Here is a 16,505-nt window from a genome sequence, read left to right as displayed (position 1 = left end):
ATAAGGATGGTTTAAATGATCACTGATTCATCGCGTTTCAAACCCTTCACCGCAGGTTCCTTGCTACTGCTGTCCGTTGCGGCGCAGGCGCAATACGCCGAGACCGGCCAGCCGGGCAACCCGGCCAGTTGGCGTTCGGCCGAGTACCAGAGCGACTGGGGCCTGGGGCGTATGAAGGCCGATGAAGCCTACGCTGCCGGAATCAGCGGCAAAGGCGTGAAAATCGGCGCGCTGGACTCGGGGTTCGACCCCAATCACCCAGAAGCCTCCAAAGACCGCTTCCATGCGGTCACCGCCACCGGCAGTTATGTGGATGGCAGCGCGTTCAGCACCACCGGCGCGCTCAACCCCAACAACGACTCCCACGGTACCCACGTCACCGGCACCATGGGCGCCGCCCGCGACGGCGTGGGCATGCATGGCGTGGCGTATAACGCGCAAGTCTATGTGGGCAACACCAACGCCAACGACAGCTTCCTGTTCGGCCCGACCCCCGATCCCAAGTATTTCAAGGCGGTGTACACCGCCCTGGTGGATTCCGGCGTGCGCGCCATCAACAACAGCTGGGGCAGCCAGCCCAAGGACGTCAGCTACCAGACCCTGGGCGACCTGCACAAAGCCTACGCCCAGCATTACAACCAGAGCACCTGGCTGGACGCCGCGGCAGATGTGGCCAAGGCGGGCGTGATCAACGTGTTCAGCGCCGGCAACAGTGGCTATGCAAATGCCAGCGTGCGTTCGGCCTTGCCGTATTTCCAGCCGGAACTGGAAGGCCACTGGCTCGCGGTGTCGGGGCTGGATAAAGCCAATAACCAGAAATACAACAAGTGCGGCATCGCCAAGTACTGGTGCATTTCCACCCCGGGCGCGCTGATCAACAGCACCATTCCCGACGGCGGTTATGGGGTCAAGTCCGGTACCTCGATGTCAGCGCCCCATGCCACCGGCGCGTTGGCACTGGTGATGGAACGCTATCCCTATATGACCAACGAGCAGGCGTTGCAGGTGCTGTTGACCACCGCCACGCAACTCGATGGTTCGATCACCCAGGCGCCTAACGCCATTGTCGGTTGGGGTGTGCCGGACCTGGGCCGGGCGATGCATGGTCCGGGGCAATTGCTCGGGGCGATGGACGTGAGTCTGGCAGCCGGGCAGGGCGATGTGTGGAGCAATGGCATCTCTGACCAGGCCTTGCTCCAGCGCCAGGCCGAAGACCGTGCCGAGCATACCGCCTGGCAGCAGACCCTGATCGACAAGGGCTGGCAAAACGGCGTGGGCGCCAATGCCAGCCAGCAGGACCAGACCGACTACGCCATCGGCAGCGCCCGCGACCAGGCTGCCGCCAACCGTGTGTACGAGGGCAGCCTGATCAAATCCGGCGCCGGTAGCTTGGCGCTCAACGGCGACAGCACCTATCGCGGCGCAACCACCGTCAACGGGGGCTTGTTGGCGGTGAATGGTTCGCTGACCTCGGCGGTGACGGTGAACAACAGCGCTACCCTGGGTGGTTCCGGGCGTATCGCCGCATTGTCGGTGAACAGCGGCGGCCGCGTGGCGCCGGGCAATTCCGTGGGCACCTTGCAGGTGGCGGGGGATGTGAACCTCGGCGCGGGCTCCACCTATGCGGTGGAACTGACGCCCGCCAGCAGCGACCGTATTGTCGCGGGTGGCAAGGCCGTACTGGGCGGCGGCACGGTCACGTTGGCGCTGGAAAACAGCCCAACCTTGCTTAGCCAAAGCCAAGTGCAAGGCCTGATTGGCCGGCAGTACTCGATCCTGGAAGCGGCAGGCGGTATCCAGGGCCAGTTCGGGCAAGTGCTGCCCAACTATCTGTTCCTCGGAGGCACCCTCGACTACGCCGCCAACGCCGTGCAACTGAACGTGGGGCGCAACGACGCAAGCTTTGCCAGCGTCGCCGCCACCCGCAACCAGCGCAACGTAGCGGCGGCCGCCGAGCAACTGGGCAGTGGCAACCCGGTGTATGAAAGCCTGCTGCAGTCGCAGTCGGTCGCCACCGCCCAACAGGGCTTGCAGCAACTGTCCGGTGAGATCTACCCCGCCGTGGGCGCAATGCTGATCAACGACAGCCTGCAACTGCGCAACGCCGTGGGCGAGCGCCTGCGCCATGTGCCGGTGAGCGGCGAAAGCAACCTGTGGTTCAAGGCCCTTGGCGCCTGGGGCAAAAGCGATAGCCGCAGTGAAACGGCGGGCTCCACCACCTCTATCGGTGGCCTGCTGGCGGGGGTGGATGGCGCATTGGATGAGCAGACCCGCGTGGGTGTGGTCGCCGGCTACAGCGACAGCTCGTTGAATATGGGCAGCGGCACGCATTCATCGGCGTCCATCGACAGCTACCACTTTGGCGCGTACGCCGGGCGCGAGCTGGGCGACTGGCGCCTGAGTGTCGGCGGTGCCTACAGCTGGCATCGCGGTGATGTTAAGCGCGACCTGCAATGGGGTGACATCAGCGGCAAGCAAAAAACCAAGCTGGATGCGACCACGGCGCAGCTGTTCACCGAAGCCGCGTACCGCATTCACTTGCAACCGCTGGCGTTGGAGCCGTTCGCCAACCTGGCCTACGTGCACCTGAACAGTGAGTCCTTCCACGAAAAAGGCGATGCCGCCGCCCTGGAACGCGGCAGTGACCGGCGTGACGCGGTGCTCAGCACCCTTGGCGTACGCGCGCTGAAAACCCTGGCCCTCAATGACCACCAGCAATTGGAACTGTCTGGCTCGTTGGGCTGGCAACACAGTCTGACCGCGGTGGAGTCCGAAGAGCATTTGGCGTTTGTCGCAGGCGGGCCTTCATTTGCCGTGCGCAGTGCACCGTTGCTGCGTGACGCCGCGTTGGTAGGCGTGCAGGCAAGCCTGGCGCTGAACGCATCGACGCGGGTCAACCTGGATTACAACGGCCAGTTGGGTGGGCACGAGAAAACCCAAGGCGTGGGCTTGAGCCTGAACTGGCAGTTCTGAAGACACCATAGATCTACCTGTGGGAGCGGGCTTGCTCGCGAAAGCGGTACGTCAGGCAATACAGGGGTGTCTGGCCCACCGCTTTCGCGAGCAAGCCCGCTCCCACACTGGATCGGCGACGTTCAAAAAAAGTGATTCACCTACCGGCAATAAGAAAACTAAGGAAGGTCACCGTGAAAAAACGCAAGTCAGGGTTAACAACCGCCATCCACACCGGCCCGGGCTACCCGCTCAAGGCGCTGAGCTGCGTGCCATACGGCGCGCTGCTGTGTTGCCTGGCAAGCCTGGGGACCGCCCAGGCTGCACCCTATGTGGAAACCGGCAAGCTGGGCGACGCCGCCAGCTGGCGCAGCAATGAGTTCAAGGCCGACTGGGGCCTGGGCGCCGTGCACGCCGACACTGCGTATGCCGCCGGCTACACCGGCAAGGGCGTCAAGCTGGGGATCTTCGACCAGCCGGTGTACGCCCAGCACCCGGAATTCGCCAGCCCCAACAAGGTGGTGACGATTGTCACCGAGGGCATCCGCCAATACACCGACCCGTATATTCCCGTGAAGGCCGGCGATGCGTTCCGTTACGACGGCACGCCGTCCAAGGACTCCAACGGCAAGCTGGGTAACCACGGCACCCACGTCGGTGGCATTGCAGCAGGTAACCGCGATGGCGGGCCGATGCATGGCGTGGCGTTCAATGCGCAAATCCTCACTGCCGAAAACGGTGACCCAGGCCCGGAAGACGGGATCATCCTCGGCAACGACGGCGCCGTATACAAAGCGGGCTGGGATGGGCTGGTCGCCAGCGGCGCACGCATCATCAACAACAGTTGGGGCATCGGCATCGGCGATCAGTACGCCAAGGGCGGCCGCGATCCGGCGTTCCCCAATTTCACCGTCAATGAAGCCCAGGCGCAGTTCAATAACATCCGGCCGATCCTCGGCACCATCGCCGGCGGTGCTTACCAAGGCGCCATCGACGCGGCCCGCAGCGGTGTGCTGACCATCTTTGCTGCCGGTAACGACTACAACCGCAACAACCCGGATGCCATATCCGGCCTGGCCTATTTTGTGCCAGAGATCGCACCGAACTGGCTGTCGGTAGCGGCGTTGCAGCAGAACCCGGATACCGCCAGCCCCAATCCGTATGTAATCAGTACCTTCTCCTCGCGCTGCGGCTATGCGGCGAGTTTTTGCGTGTCGGCGCCCGGCACCAAGATCTACAGCTCGATCATCAACGGCACCGACCTGGGCAACCTCACCGTCGACTGGGCCAACAAAAACGGTACCTCCATGGCCGCGCCCCATGTGGCGGGCGCAGCCGCGGTGCTGATGGAGCGCTTCCCGTACATGAGCGGCGACCAGATCTCCACGCTGCTCAAGACCACCGCCACCGACCTTGGTGCGCCGGGCATCGATTCACTGTATGGCTGGGGCATGATCAACCTGGGCAAGGCCGTCAACGGGCCGGGTATGTTTATCACCGCCGAGGACATTCCCGCTGAGTTTCGCATCGATGGCGCCTATGGCAGCGGCCAGTTTGTCGCCGACCTGCCGGGCATCGGCGCAGTGGTGGACGCGGGTAAACCGACCCAGCGGATTTGCAACGATGTGCACTGTGGGCTGGATGTGTGGAGTAACAACATCTCAGGCCATGGCGGCCTGACCAAGCAGGGTATCGGCACTCTGTTGCTGACCGGCACCAGCACCTACAGCGGCCCGACCCTGGTCAACCAAGGCTTGCTGGCGATCAATGGCTCGGTCACCTCCGATGTCACCGTCAGCCAGGCCGGTGTTGTCGGCGGTTCGGGGCGTATCGGTTCGTTGACGGCAAAAAGCGGCGGTACCGTGGCGCCGGGCAATTCCATCGGCACTTTGAACGTGGCGGGCAATGTCACCTTTGATGCGGGCTCGACCTACGCGGTAGAGCTGTCGCCCACCAGCAGCGACCGCATCGTCGCCGGCGGCACCGCCACGCTCAACGGCGGCACCGTGACCCTGGCCCTGGAAAACAGCCCGACATTGCTGAGCGCGACCCAGGCCCAAAGCCTGATTGGCCGCCAATACAACATCCTGCAAGCGGCGGGCGGTGTCACCGGCAGCTTTGGCGCGGTACTGCCCAACTACCTGTTTGTCGGCGGCACCTTGAACTACGCGGCCAACGGTGTGCAGTTGGACGTAGCGCGCACCAACAGCTTCGCCAGTGTGGCCGCGACGCCGAACCAACGCGCAGTGGCCGCAGCCGCCGAGCAATTGGGCGCGGGCAACGGCGTGTATGAAAGCTTGCTGCTGGCTCCGACGGCAGCTTCGGCCCAGGGCGCGTTCCAGCAACTGAGCGGGGAAGTCTACCCGGCGCTGCAAACCGCACTGGTCAATGACAGCCGCTACGTTCGCGAAGCGGTGGGCGAGCGCCTGCGCAATGGTGAGATGGGCGCTACCAGCCAGGCCATCGACAGCCGTGGCAACGTGTGGGTCAAGGCCCTGGGCGCCTGGGGCAAGACCGACAGCCGCAGCGACACGGCGGGCTATAACACCTCCATCGGCGGCATGCTCGCCGGTGTGGACGGTGCCCTCGACGACTCGACGCGCATCGGCCTGGTGGCAGGCTACAGCGATACCTCGCTGAACATGGGCAGCGACACCCACAGCCGCGCCTCGGTCGACAGCTACCACTTCGGTGCCTATGCCGGGCATCAAATCGGCGCCTGGCGCCTGAGCGGTGGCGCGACCTACAGCTGGCACCGCGCCGATGTGAAGCGCGACCTGCAATACGGCGATGTCAGCGGCAAGCAAAAGGCCAAGGTCGATGCCCACAGCACCCAGGTGTTCACCGAAGCGGCATACCGCATCAACCTGCAACCGCTGGCGCTGGAGCCGTTCGCCAACCTGGCCTACGTGCATCTGGACACTGACAGCTTCAAAGAGAAGGGCGATGCCGCGGCGCTGAAAAGTGGCAGCGACAGCCGCGACCTGGTGCTGAGCACCCTGGGTATGCGCGCCTTGAAGACCTTCAACGTCAACGACCACCAGCAACTGGAGGTGTCCGGCACCCTGGGCTGGCAGCACAACCTGAGCAGCACCGATTCCGAGCAGCACCTGGCATTTGCCTCGGGTGGCCCTTCGTTCACGGTGGAAAGTGCGCCGATGGTGCGCGATGCCGCGTTGGTCGGGGCGCGGGTCAGCCTGGCATTGAGCAAGGATGCGCGGGTGAACTTCGACTACAACGGCCTGCTGGCCAGCAAAGAGAAGGTGCATGGCGTCGGCTTGAGCCTGGACTGGGCGTTCTAAAGGTTTCACGCCCCTGATGGAGCGCCCGCATAGGCAGGGTGCCCATCAGGGGGTACTGGTGTTTTGGCTTTCTCTACAAATCCAACAACAGAGAGGCACTACCAATGGGTATCTTTGACTACAAAAACCTCGGCACTGAGGGCTCCAAGGCGTTATTCGCCGATGCCATGGCGATCACGATGTATTCCTACCACAACCTGGACAACGGCTTTGCCGTCGGCTACCAGAACCACGGCCTCGGCCTAGGGCTGCCAGCCACACTGGTCGGCGCACTGATTGGCAGCGGCAATTCCCAAGGGGTGATCCCCGGTATCCCGTGGAACCCCGACTCGGAAAAAGCCGCCCTCGACGCGGTGCAAGCCGCCGGCTGGACGCCCATCAGCGCCAGCACCCTGGGCTACAACGGCAAGGTCGATGCACGCGGCACCTTCTTTGGCGAAAAGATCGCCTACGGTACGGCCCAGGTGGAAGTGCTGGGCAAATACGATGACGCCGGCAAGTTGCTGGAAATCGGCATCGGTTTCCGCGGTACGTCGGGGCCTCGGGAAAGCTTGATCACAGACTCCATTGGTGACGTGATCAGCGACCTGCTCGCCGCGTTTGGCCCCAAACATTATGCGCAAAACTACGCAGGCGAAGCGTTTGGCAACTTGCTCAAGAACATCGCTGACTACGCCAGTGCCCAAGGCCTGAGCGGCAAGGACGTAGTGGTCAGCGGCCACAGCCTGGGCGGCCTGGCGGTCAACAGCATGGCTGACTTGAGCGACAGCAAATGGTCGGGGTTCTATAAGGATTCCAACTACGTGGCCTACGCTTCGCCCACCCAAAGCGCCGGCGACAAGGTGCTGAACGTCGGCTACGAAAACGACCCGGTATTCCGTGCGCTGGATGGCTCGTCATTCACCCTGTCGTCCCTGGGCGTGCACGACAAGCCCCACGAATCGAGCACCGACAATATCGTCAGCTTCAACGACCACTACGCCTCGACACTGTGGAACGTCCTGCCTTTCTCCATCCTCAACCTGCCGACCTGGGTCTCGCACTTGCCCACCGGATATGGCGACGGCATGACGCGCATCCTCGACTCCGGCTTCTACGACCAGATGACCCGCGACTCCACGGTGATCGTCGCCAACCTGTCCGATCCGGCACGGGCTAACACCTGGGTGCAGGACCTCAACCGCAACGCCGAGGCGCACAAGGGCAACACCTTTATCATTGGCAGCGACGGCAACGACCTGATCAAGGGCGGCAGGGGCGCGGACTTTATCGAAGGCGGCAAAGGCAATGACACGATCCGCGACAGCAGCGGGCATAACACGTTTTTGTTCAGCGGGCAGTTTGGTAATGACCGGGTGATTGGCTATCAAGCGACGGACAAGCTGGTGTTCACCGATGTGCAGGGCAGTGCGGATTATCGCGATCATGCCAAGGTGGTGGGCGGGGATACGGTAATCAGCTTTGGCGCCGATTCGGTGACGCTGGTGGGTGTGAGCAGTTTGTCAGGGGAGGGGATAGTGATCAGCTAACAGATGCAACGCGGTCAAAACGGTGGGAGGGGGCTTGCTCCCTCCCACATTTGATCCCAGTTGGCCCGGAAAGATTAGTTTTCCTTGCGCACCGTGGCCACGTCATCCGCCTTGATGCGAATGCGCTTGCCCGCGATGTCGGTGAACTCATAGAAGCCGTCGGCTGTCTTGGCGTTGGGTGTGTCCTTAGTCAAATACTGCGTGCCATTTTGCAATGTCACTACCGTTTGCGTGGAGCAACCGGCCAATACCAGAACAGTGAGCGCAACCAGTGGCAGCCCCAAATTCTTCATGTTCATAACCCTTACCTTTAACCCTGAAAAGTCCCGCCAACCATGGCTGGAGGCGATAAATCTTACGCGATCAACCCACTCATCTGATCGTTTTTTTGCAAAAAGTTGCAGGCACCATTTATCTATTACCGATTGCAACAAGCTGTTTGCGTCGGCACTCTGTATGCATAACCAGTATTTGATTGCATTGCGCTATGGCCAACCCCCTCGAAGACCCCTTGTACTACCTGCATAACTTCCGCCAAGTGTTGGTTTGGTTGGGGCAGCGCTATGCCGATTTGCTTGATCCGGACGAAGCGCATTTCATTCAGCAATTTGACAGCTTGCCCCAGGCCTCCCAGGCGTTATTGGTGCGCATGGTGATGCGCAAGGGTGTGCATTTTCGCGGCGCCAAGCTCAACTACCTGGAAATCGGTTGCCCCCATGCAGCCGCCGGCCCATTGCGCGAACTGGGCTGGGTGGAGGATCAAAGCCCGCTGTCGTTTGCAACCTTGTTCACCTTGCTGCAAAAAGGCGAAATCCTCGGCACGTTCAGGCCCTGGATCGACCAGCCCAAGGGCAACAAGGCCGCCTGGCTTGCGCCACTGGCCGCGCAGTTCAACGAACAGCGTAGTTTTGCCCAGTGGTGCCCCGATGTGGACGATGTGCTCTATAGCCTCACGGTGATGGAACTGTGTGATCGCCTGCGCCTGATGTTCTTCGGCAACCTGTACCAGGACTGGTCGGAGTTCGTGCTCGCAGACCTGGGCATCTACACCTACGAAAAAGTCGAGTTCTGCGCCGAGTCCCGCGGTTTACGCAGCCGTGACGACGTGCACGGGTTTCTGTTCCTGCACCAGTGCCAGCAAGCCTTTGAAGCCGGTGAGGGGCTGGATACCGTGTTGGCGCAGATCGCTGCGCTGTGCACCGATAACCCCTGGTTGGAAAAACGCCGTGCCAAGCTGCTGTTCCAGATCGGCCAGTATTGCGAGCGTTGCGCCGAGCTGGCGCTGGCAGAACAGATTTACCGCAGTTGCACTTATCCCGGCGCCCGGGCGCGCTTGATCCGCGTGTTGGAGCGCCAGGAGGATTACGCGCAAGCCATGGCCCTGGCGACCATGGCCCAACAGGCCCCGGAAAGTGCCGCCGAACAACAGCACTTGCTGCGAGTATTGCCCCGTCTACGCCGTAAGCTGGGCGAGCCGGCGCTGCCCAAGGCCAAGCCGCAGGCCGTTGCGCGCCTGGACCTGGCACTGGTCCCGGAGCCGCTGATGTCGGTGGAGTTCTGCGTCCAGGCGCATCTGAGTGAGCCGGACGCACCGGTGCATTATGTCGAGAATGGACTGATCAATTCGCTGTTCGGCCTGCTCTGTTGGGAGGCGATTTTCGCACCGCTGCCGGGGGCGTTCTTTCACCCGTTCCAGCGTGGGCCGGCAGACCTGCACAGCGAGGACTTCCATCAACGCCGAGAAGCCTTGTTTGCCGCGTGCTTCGAGCAACTGGAGGATGAGCGCTACAAGGTCACCATTCGCCAACGTTATGTGGACAAATGGGGCATCCAGTCACCTTTCGTGTTCTGGAACCTGCTCAGCGAAGCGTTGCTGGAGCAAGCCCTGGCCTGCTTGCCCGCCGAACACCTGCGCCATTGGTTTGCACGCCTGCTGCTGGATATCCGCGCCAACCGCGCCGGGATGCCGGACCTGATCCAGTTCTGGCCCGCACAAAAGACCTACCGCATGATCGAGGTCAAGGGCCCCGGCGACCGCCTGCAAGACAACCAATTGCGTTGGCTGGAGTTCTGCGCCGAATACCAGATGCCGGTCACCGTCTGCTACGTGCGCTGGGCGGAGCAACCCGCTTGAGTTACAGCGTGGCCGTGCGGGCGCTTTGTGAGTTCACGGCCAAGGTCGGTGACCTCGATCTGCGCTTTACCCCATCGCCCAGCGCCCAGGAAGGGATCGTTGGTCACCGCACGGTGGCTTCCCGGCGCAGCGCGCACTATCAGCATGAAGTCGCCCTCGAGGGTGAGTACCAGCAGCTCAAAGTGCGGGGCAGGGCAGACGGTTATGACCCGGACGCCAACCGTCTGGAAGAAGTCAAAACCTACCGCGGCGAACTCGCTGCCCAGCCTGCCAACCATCGGCAACTGCATTGGGCTCAGGTCAAGGTGTATGGCTGGCTGATGTGCCAGAAACTCGGCTTGGGCGAAATCGACCTGGCGCTGGTGTACTTCGATATCGTCGGCGAAGGCGAGACCCTGCTGAACCAGCGCTTCAGCGCGCCAGACCTTGAGCACTTCTTCAAACAGCAGTGCGCGCTGTTCCTGGACTGGGCCCGCCAGGAAATGCAACACCGCACGGCACGTAACAACGCAGCACACAGCCTGGCGTTCCCCCATGCCGACTTTCGTCCCGGGCAGCGCACCTTGGCGGAATCGGTCTACAAGGCGGTCAGCACTGGCCGTTGCCTGATGGCCCAGGCGCCCACCGGCATCGGCAAGACCGTCGGTACGATCTTCCCGATGCTCAAGGCCCTGGCGCCGCAGCAACTGGACAAGCTGTTCTTCCTCACCGCCAAGACGCCCGGGCGCAAGCTCGCCCTGGATGCCGCCCAGGTGCTGTACGCCAGCAGCCCCGACCTGCCGCTGCGCGTACTTGAACTGGTGGCCCGGGACAAGGCGTGTGAACACCTGGACAAAGCCTGCCATGGCGAGTCCTGCCCACTGGCCAAGGGCTTTTACGACCGCCTGCCCGCTGCCCGCCAGGCCGCGTCCCAGGTGCGCCTGCTCGATCAAAGCAGCCTGCGCAGTGTGGCGCTGGCCCATGAGGTGTGCCCGTATTACCTGAGCCAGGAAATGGCACGCTGGAGCGACCTGGTGGTCGCCGACTACAACTACTATTTCGATTTTGGCGCCATGCTGTTCGGCCTGGCCCAGCTGAACCAATGGCGCGTCGCGGTGCTGGTGGACGAGGCGCACAACCTGGTGGAGCGCGCCCGTTCGATGTACAGCGCCAGCCTCGACCAATACAGCCTCAAGACTCTGCGCGACACTGCGCCCGAGCCGCTGAACAAACCCTTGCAGCGCCTGAACCGCGAGTGGAACGCCTTGCATAAGGACCAAGTCGCGCCGTACCAGGCCTATGCCGCCCGGCCCGAAAAACTGCTCCAGGCCCTGAGCCTGTGCACCAGCGCCATGGGCGACTACTTCAACGATCACCCCGAATCCCTCAGCGGCGACCTGCAAACCTTCTACTTCGAGGCGCTGCAATGGGCCAAGGTGGCGGAGCTGTTCAACGAGCACTTCATTTTCGATATCAGCAAGCGCCAGTTCAGTGGCAAACGCAGCAGCTCGACCCTGTGCCTGCGCAATGTGGTGCCGGCCGAATTCATCCGGCCGCGATTGAGCGCAGCCCGCAGTAGCGTGCTGTTCTCCGCGACCTTGAGCCCGCGCCGCTATTACGCCGACCTGCTCGGCATGCCGGCGGATACCGCCTGGGTCGATGTGGAGTCGCCGTTCAAGGCCGAGCAATTGCAGGTGCGTATCGTCGATGCTATCTCCACCCGGTTCGTGCATCGCCAGGCATCGCTGGAGCCGATTGTCGAACTGATTGCGCGGCAATTCATCGAGCAGCCGGGCAACTACCTGGCGTTTTTCTCCAGCTTCGATTACCTGCAACAAGTGGCGCAGTTACTGGCCGAGCGGCACCCGCAGATTGCGCTGTGGTTGCAATCACGGGGCATGGCCGAGGCCGAGCGCCAGGCCTTCCTGGACCAATTCACCCAACACAGCCAGGGCATCGGCTTTGCTGTACTGGGTGGCGCGTTTGGCGAAGGTATCGACTTGCCCGGTGCCCGCCTGATTGGCGCCTTTATCGCCACCCTGGGCTTGCCGCAATTGAACCCGGTCAACGAGCAAATGAAGGCGCGCATGGGCGCGATCTTTGGTGCAGGTTATGACTACACCTATCTGTATCCCGGCTTGCAGAAAGTCGTGCAGGCGGCGGGGAGGGTGATTCGCAGCCAGCAAGACCATGGGGTGGTGATGTTGATCGATGACCGCTTTGGCGAGACACGTGTGCGGCAGTTGTTGCCGCGTTGGTGGGCGATCGATATCTGACAGACGTACGGCGGTCAAAATGTGTTCGTTCCAACCTAGGCGTGAACAAACTTGAACTTCATTGCGACGCGCTTCTTCTAACCAGATTAGTCATCGTGTGGAGCACCGTCGTGCCCAGAATCATCTCTCCAAACACGCCGGAAGCGGCCCTGAACGACCACAGTGAACACAACGCGAAGATCTTCGGCTCGCCCAAGGACCGCCTCGACTTCTACCGCCGCGAAATCCAGTACGAAACCTCCATCCTGGCCAACCGCACTGACGCCTACCTCACGGCGCAGTCATTCCTGGTCATCGCCTTTGTCTCCGGCATGGGCAACCTCAACCCGGAGTGGGGCAAGCTGTTCACCCTGGTGGTGCCGGTCTTCCTGGTCGCACTGGGTATCCTCAGCTCGCTCAACGCCTGGCCCGGCATACGTGCCGCCTATGAAATCATCGACCACTGGCACTACAAGCAAAGCGAGCTGCTGCGCAGTGAGCCGGTGATGGGCATGGCCTACGATGAGTCACCGCTGTTTTCCGAAATGGAGTCGTCTCACAAGGGCTATCGCAAATCGCTGTTGTTTTCCATGCGTGCGCCGTGGTTGTTCATGGTGTTTTGGCTGGTGTTGGGGATCTATGCGTTTTACATCCAGGTCGACAACCCGCTGCGTTGAAAAATTGAAAGGAACTTCACTGCGTGCGGTGGCGCCCTACCTCTATGCCGTACAGATTCCCCTAGCGCTGCAAAGAGGTGCGCCATGACCATAAGCAATGATCCCCAGACAGAGAACCGCAACGATCCAGCCATCGACGGTGGCGAGCCGGCCCCCGGTACCGCTGCTGATGCGCCCAAGGACCCCAAGGCCGACAGCGACCCCAAGGCCAAGGAAAACGACTACAGTCCAGACTTCAAGCCTGAGCGCGAGCCCAAGCCTGAAACCGATGCGGATATCGATACCCAAGGCGGTTAGTGGAGATGCTCATGTCAAAAGAACTCGACGAAGAACTCAACGACCCGGGCAACGAAGACCCGGGCTCATTGATGGATGATGCCGAAGTACCGCTTAACGATCTGGATGAAGCGGCGGACGTCGCCAATACCGAAAATCAGGACTGAACCTTCGCCCCGGCACGTCGTTCATACCAGCCCAGCATCGGTTGGGTACTCAGGCCGTGAACGACGATGCTCAGGGCGATCACCGACAGGGTGAGGTTCACCGCCACCGCGCTGCTGGTGCCGATCAGCCCGTGGTTGAGCGCGTAAAACAGGTAGTAGATGCTGCCGATCCCGCGAATCCCGAACCAACTCATCAGCCCCCGTTGCCGGCGGTCCAGCAGGCTGCCCCATGGCATGGCAAACACACTCACCGGGCGGATCACCCCGAACAACAACGCCGCCACCGCCAGTGCACGCCAATCCCAGTGGCTGACCAGCACGATGCCCAACAGCGTCACCAGGAACACTTCCATCGAGCGCTCGACCAGGCTGCCGAACGACAGCATGTCGTTCATCATCACCCCGGCGGCGATTTGTGTGTCCTGCAACTGGCTGACGTCGCCGTGCAGGGCCCGTTCCGGCTCCACTTCAAGGTGGCCCACCACCGGCTGCGCCAGGTGTTCGGCGGGCGTATCGGAATTGCCGGTGGATTTGACCTCGGCCTTGCGCAGGCCCAAACCCGCGGCAAACACGGCGAGGAAACCGTAGCCGCCGACGGCTTCAGCCGTCACGTACGCCAGGGCGATCAACGCCAGGGTCAGGTAATCATTGGGCGACAAGGTGCTGTCGGCATTGGTGATGCGCATGCGCAACGTGACCCGGCCGATGCCGCGGCCCATCCAGTAGCCAATCAATAGCCCCGCCGGTACCGCCCACAGGAGGTTTTTCAGCACCCAACCGCCCAGCCAGTCGCCGTCAAACCCGCCGTGCTGCATAAACAGCAGGCCGAAAATCACAAAGGGAAACGCCGTGCCATCGTTCAAGCCGGCCTCGCCGGACAGGCCGAAGCGCAGGGGGTCATAGTCCTGGGCATTGTTGACCTGCACCAGGCCGGCCAGCACCGGGTCGGTCGGCGCAAGCATTGCGCCCACCAGCAGCGAGACGCCCCACGACAACTGCAACAGGTAATGCAGCACCAGGCAGGTGCCAAGGATCGTCAGCAACATCACAGGCCCAGCCATGCCAAAGGCGATCCGCCAGGTGCGATGGCGCAGTGGCAGGCGCAATTTCAAGCCGCTGACAAACAGCGAAAACAGCACCGCGACTTCGGTCAAGTGCTCCATCCAGCGTGACGAGTCCTTGATATCCAAGTACAACAAGTCCGCGCCCAATGGGCCGATGGCGATGCCCAGCAGCAAACAGACTGCCGAAGTGGTGACTGGCATCCAGCGCAGGTAGGAGGACGTGAGGGCGAGGGTGAGCAATACGGCGCCGAGCACGGCCATCCATAGAATAAAAGTCATCGAGCGTGTTCCAGGGCCGTGGTCTGTACAGGTTTGAGGACGGGCGCTGGACGCAGGTTCAATGTGATTGCATCCACTGGCGCAGGCTCAAGTCAGCCGTTGAACCATGGTCAGGTTTGCACTATGTTGAAGCCCATCCTTCCCGTCGCACAATAACGGGTTCACGCTTTTCCATCTTGAACCAGAGGCTCTGGCATGCGGTTTTCCCCCTTTGTTGAGCGTATTGCAGGGCAGGGCGTCGCCGCCTGGGACATCCACCACGCTGCGTTCAACGCTGCCAGCCAGGGTGAAGACATCATCATCCTCAGCGTCGGCGACCCGGACTTCGCCACGCCGTCCTTCATCACCGACGCCGCCGTCGACGCCCTGCAGGCGGGAGATACCCATTACACCGAGATCGCCGGTCGCCCGGCCCTGCGCGAAGCGGTCGCTGCGCGCTACAGCCAAACCCTCGACCGCCCGCTGACTGCTGACAACGTGATCATCGTGCCCGGCGCACAGAACGCACTGTTCATCAGCTCGTTGTGCCTGTTGCAGGCTGGCGACGAGGTGCTGGTGCTCGACCCGATGTACGTCACCTACGAAGCCACACTCAAGGCCAGCGGCGCGACCTTGGTGCGGGTGCCGTGCAGCGCGCAATCCGGCTTTCGCCTGGACCCACAATTGCTCGCCGCCGCGATTACCCCGCGCACCCGGGCGATATTCTTTTCCAACCCGAACAACCCCACTGGCGTGGTGCTTAACCCGCAGGAACTGCAAGCCATCGCCGACCTCGCCATCGCCCATGATCTGTGGGTGGTGGTGGATGAGGTCTACGAAAGCCTGGTGTTTGACGGCGAGTACCACAGCCTCGCGGCGTTGCCGGGTATGGCACAGCGCTGCATCGTGATCGGCAGCTTGTCCAAGTCCCACGCCATGACTGGCTGGCGTATCGGCTGGCTCATCGCTGCACCGCAGATGGTGACGCACGCCGAAACCCTGGTGTTGAGCATGCTGTATGGCTTGCCTGGCTTTGTGATGGAGGCGGCGACGGCTGCGGTGTTGGCCCATGACCAGGTGACTGAGGGCATGCGCGAGGTCTACCGGCGCCGACGCGACTTGGTAGTGGCTGGCCTGAGTGACTGCCCGGGCATCCGGGTGCAGGCGCCACAAGCGGGTATGTTTGTGCTGGTGGATGTGCGTGGCACAGGCCTCAGCTCCCTGGATTTCGCCTGGCGCCTTTTTCGTGAAGCCGGCGTGTCGGTGCTGGATGCGGCGGCCTTTGGCGAGCCGGCACAGGGGTTCGTCCGGCTATCGTTTACCTTGGGCGAAGAACGCCTGGCCGAAGCCTGCCGGCGGATTGTGCAGTTTGTAGCTAATCAGCCAAGGGTGGTAAACGCCGCTTCACCGGCGTTTTCTTGACGATAGCGGTGTTGGTTTCGGCGTAGGTATTAAGCCGGTCGAGCAGCGTGTCGAGATGCTCCATGGTGCGCACATGCAGGCGTGCAATAAAGCAGTCATCGCCGGTGACTTTGTCGCACTCGGTGAACTCGGGGATCGCCTGGATTTGCCGTTCCACTTCCTGCAGTTTGCCGGGCAGGGGGCGGATGCGCACGATGGCTTGCAGCAGGTAGCCGAAGTGTTTGGGGTCGATGTCAACGGTGTAGTGGGTCAGCACACCGCGCTCTTCCAAACGCCGCAGGCGTTCGCTGACGCTCGGCGAGGACAGCCCGGTAATGCCCGCCAGGGCCTTGAGGGACAGTCGAGAGTCGTCCATCAAGGCGGCGATCAGTTGCTGGTCGATGGTGTCGATCATGCGATCCGCCTAATAAGAAAAGGTGATTGTCGGGTTTTGCCTTTTTTAGGCTCTGTAGCTGTATCGAGCAGATTGCCATAATTGAGCCTCACTTGA

General features: G+C 62.0%; 11 protein-coding genes and 1 pseudogene. 9 read left to right on the top strand and 3 right to left on the bottom strand.

From position 1 onward, the window contains the following. Nucleotides 1-15 precede the first annotated feature (15 nt). The 3 genes from eprS to JFT66_RS04925 all read left to right on the top strand — a co-directional run bounded on the left by eprS (nt 16) and on the right by JFT66_RS04925 (nt 7,783). Complete coding sequence (gene eprS, locus JFT66_RS04935; RefSeq protein ID WP_034119684.1) at nt 16-2,973, top strand: autotransporter serine peptidase EprS; 2,958 nt, start codon at nt 16-18, stop codon at nt 2,971-2,973. A 173-nt stretch (nt 2,974-3,146) separates the two neighbouring features. Then, nucleotides 3,147-6,254 carry an autotransporter outer membrane beta-barrel domain-containing protein gene (locus tag JFT66_RS04930; protein WP_198858883.1) on the top strand — a complete coding sequence of 1,036 codons (3,108 nt, stop codon included), beginning with the start codon at nt 3,147-3,149 and terminating at the stop codon, nt 6,252-6,254. A 104-nt stretch (nt 6,255-6,358) separates the two neighbouring features. Then, the gene (locus JFT66_RS04925; protein ID WP_034119688.1) at nt 6,359-7,783 is read left to right on the top strand and encodes a polyurethane esterase; all 1,425 of its coding nucleotides are present in this window, start codon (nt 6,359-6,361) and stop codon (nt 7,781-7,783) included. Nucleotides 7,784-7,857: 74 nt separating this feature from the next. Here the strand turns inward: JFT66_RS04925 and JFT66_RS04920 are convergent, their stop codons facing one another. Further along, nucleotides 7,858-8,082 carry a YgdI/YgdR family lipoprotein gene (locus JFT66_RS04920; RefSeq protein WP_034119690.1) on the bottom strand — a complete coding sequence of 75 codons (225 nt, stop codon included), beginning with the start codon at nt 8,080-8,082 and terminating at the stop codon, nt 7,858-7,860. 188 nt (nt 8,083-8,270) lie between these two features. On the opposite strand from JFT66_RS04920, the gene JFT66_RS04915 reads away from it, so the two are divergent. From JFT66_RS04915 to JFT66_RS30010, 5 genes are all read left to right on the top strand, one after another. Next, on the top strand, nt 8,271-9,917 hold the full coding sequence (locus JFT66_RS04915) for a VRR-NUC domain-containing protein (protein WP_034119691.1): 1,647 nt from the start codon (nt 8,271-8,273) through the stop codon (nt 9,915-9,917). Next, nucleotides 9,914-12,172 carry an ATP-dependent DNA helicase gene (locus JFT66_RS04910; protein WP_198858882.1) on the top strand — a complete coding sequence of 753 codons (2,259 nt, stop codon included), beginning with the start codon at nt 9,914-9,916 and terminating at the stop codon, nt 12,170-12,172. Before JFT66_RS04915 ends, JFT66_RS04910 begins: the two co-directional genes overlap by 4 nt. 110 nt (nt 12,173-12,282) lie before the next feature. Further along, nucleotides 12,283-12,828 carry a hypothetical protein gene (locus JFT66_RS04905; protein WP_034119693.1) on the top strand — a complete coding sequence of 182 codons (546 nt, stop codon included), beginning with the start codon at nt 12,283-12,285 and terminating at the stop codon, nt 12,826-12,828. Between the two features lie 84 nt (nt 12,829-12,912). Next, nucleotides 12,913-13,125 (top strand): hypothetical protein, encoded by a 213-nt coding sequence (locus tag JFT66_RS04900; protein ID WP_034119694.1) that lies wholly within the window; start codon nt 12,913-12,915, stop codon nt 13,123-13,125. A gap of 11 nt (nt 13,126-13,136) precedes the next feature. Beyond that, a complete protein-coding gene (locus JFT66_RS30010; protein WP_269836372.1) occupies nt 13,137-13,271 on the top strand; it encodes a hypothetical protein in 135 nt (44 codons plus the stop codon). On the opposite strand, the gene JFT66_RS04895 is transcribed toward JFT66_RS30010, so the two are convergent. After that, nucleotides 13,262-14,614 carry a cation:proton antiporter gene (locus JFT66_RS04895; protein ID WP_198858881.1) on the bottom strand — a complete coding sequence of 451 codons (1,353 nt, stop codon included), beginning with the start codon at nt 14,612-14,614 and terminating at the stop codon, nt 13,262-13,264. The genes JFT66_RS30010 and JFT66_RS04895 overlap by 10 nt on opposite strands. Nucleotides 14,615-14,809: 195 nt before the next feature. On the opposite strand from JFT66_RS04895, the pseudogene JFT66_RS04890 reads away from it, so the two are divergent. Continuing rightward, nucleotides 14,810-15,997 (top strand): annotated as a pseudogene (locus JFT66_RS04890) (pyridoxal phosphate-dependent aminotransferase); the annotation flags it as partial. Here the strand turns inward: JFT66_RS04890 and JFT66_RS04885 are convergent. Beyond that, on the bottom strand, nt 15,969-16,409 hold the full coding sequence (locus JFT66_RS04885; RefSeq protein ID WP_034119698.1) for an Lrp/AsnC family transcriptional regulator: 441 nt from the start codon (nt 16,407-16,409) through the stop codon (nt 15,969-15,971). The pseudogene JFT66_RS04890 and the gene JFT66_RS04885 overlap by 29 nt on opposite strands. Nucleotides 16,410-16,505: the final 96 nt, after the last annotated feature.

This window comes from Pseudomonas sp. MF6755, assembly GCF_016405635.1.
Taxonomy (GTDB): Bacteria; Pseudomonadota; Gammaproteobacteria; order Pseudomonadales; family Pseudomonadaceae; genus Aquipseudomonas; species Aquipseudomonas haemolytica.
This window is presented reverse-complemented; position numbering and strand designations above follow the sequence as displayed.

Bases quoted from the DNA above. Each gene is read 5' to 3' on its own strand.
- eprS (WP_034119684.1), top strand. From the start codon at position 16: ATGATCACTGATTCATCGCGTTTCAAACCCTTCACCGCAGGTTCCTTG.
- JFT66_RS04925 (WP_034119688.1), top strand. From the start codon at position 6,359: ATGGGTATCTTTGACTACAAAAACCTCGGCACTGAGGGCTCCAAGGCG.
- JFT66_RS04920 (WP_034119690.1), bottom strand. From the start codon at position 8,082: ATGAACATGAAGAATTTGGGGCTGCCACTGGTTGCGCTCACTGTTCTG.
- JFT66_RS04915 (WP_034119691.1), top strand. From the start codon at position 8,271: ATGGCCAACCCCCTCGAAGACCCCTTGTACTACCTGCATAACTTCCGC.
- JFT66_RS04900 (WP_034119694.1), top strand. From the start codon at position 12,913: ATGACCATAAGCAATGATCCCCAGACAGAGAACCGCAACGATCCAGCC.
- JFT66_RS30010 (WP_269836372.1), top strand. From the start codon at position 13,137: ATGTCAAAAGAACTCGACGAAGAACTCAACGACCCGGGCAACGAAGAC.
- JFT66_RS04895 (WP_198858881.1), bottom strand. From the start codon at position 14,614: ATGACTTTTATTCTATGGATGGCCGTGCTCGGCGCCGTATTGCTCACC.
- JFT66_RS04885 (WP_034119698.1), bottom strand. From the start codon at position 16,409: ATGATCGACACCATCGACCAGCAACTGATCGCCGCCTTGATGGACGAC.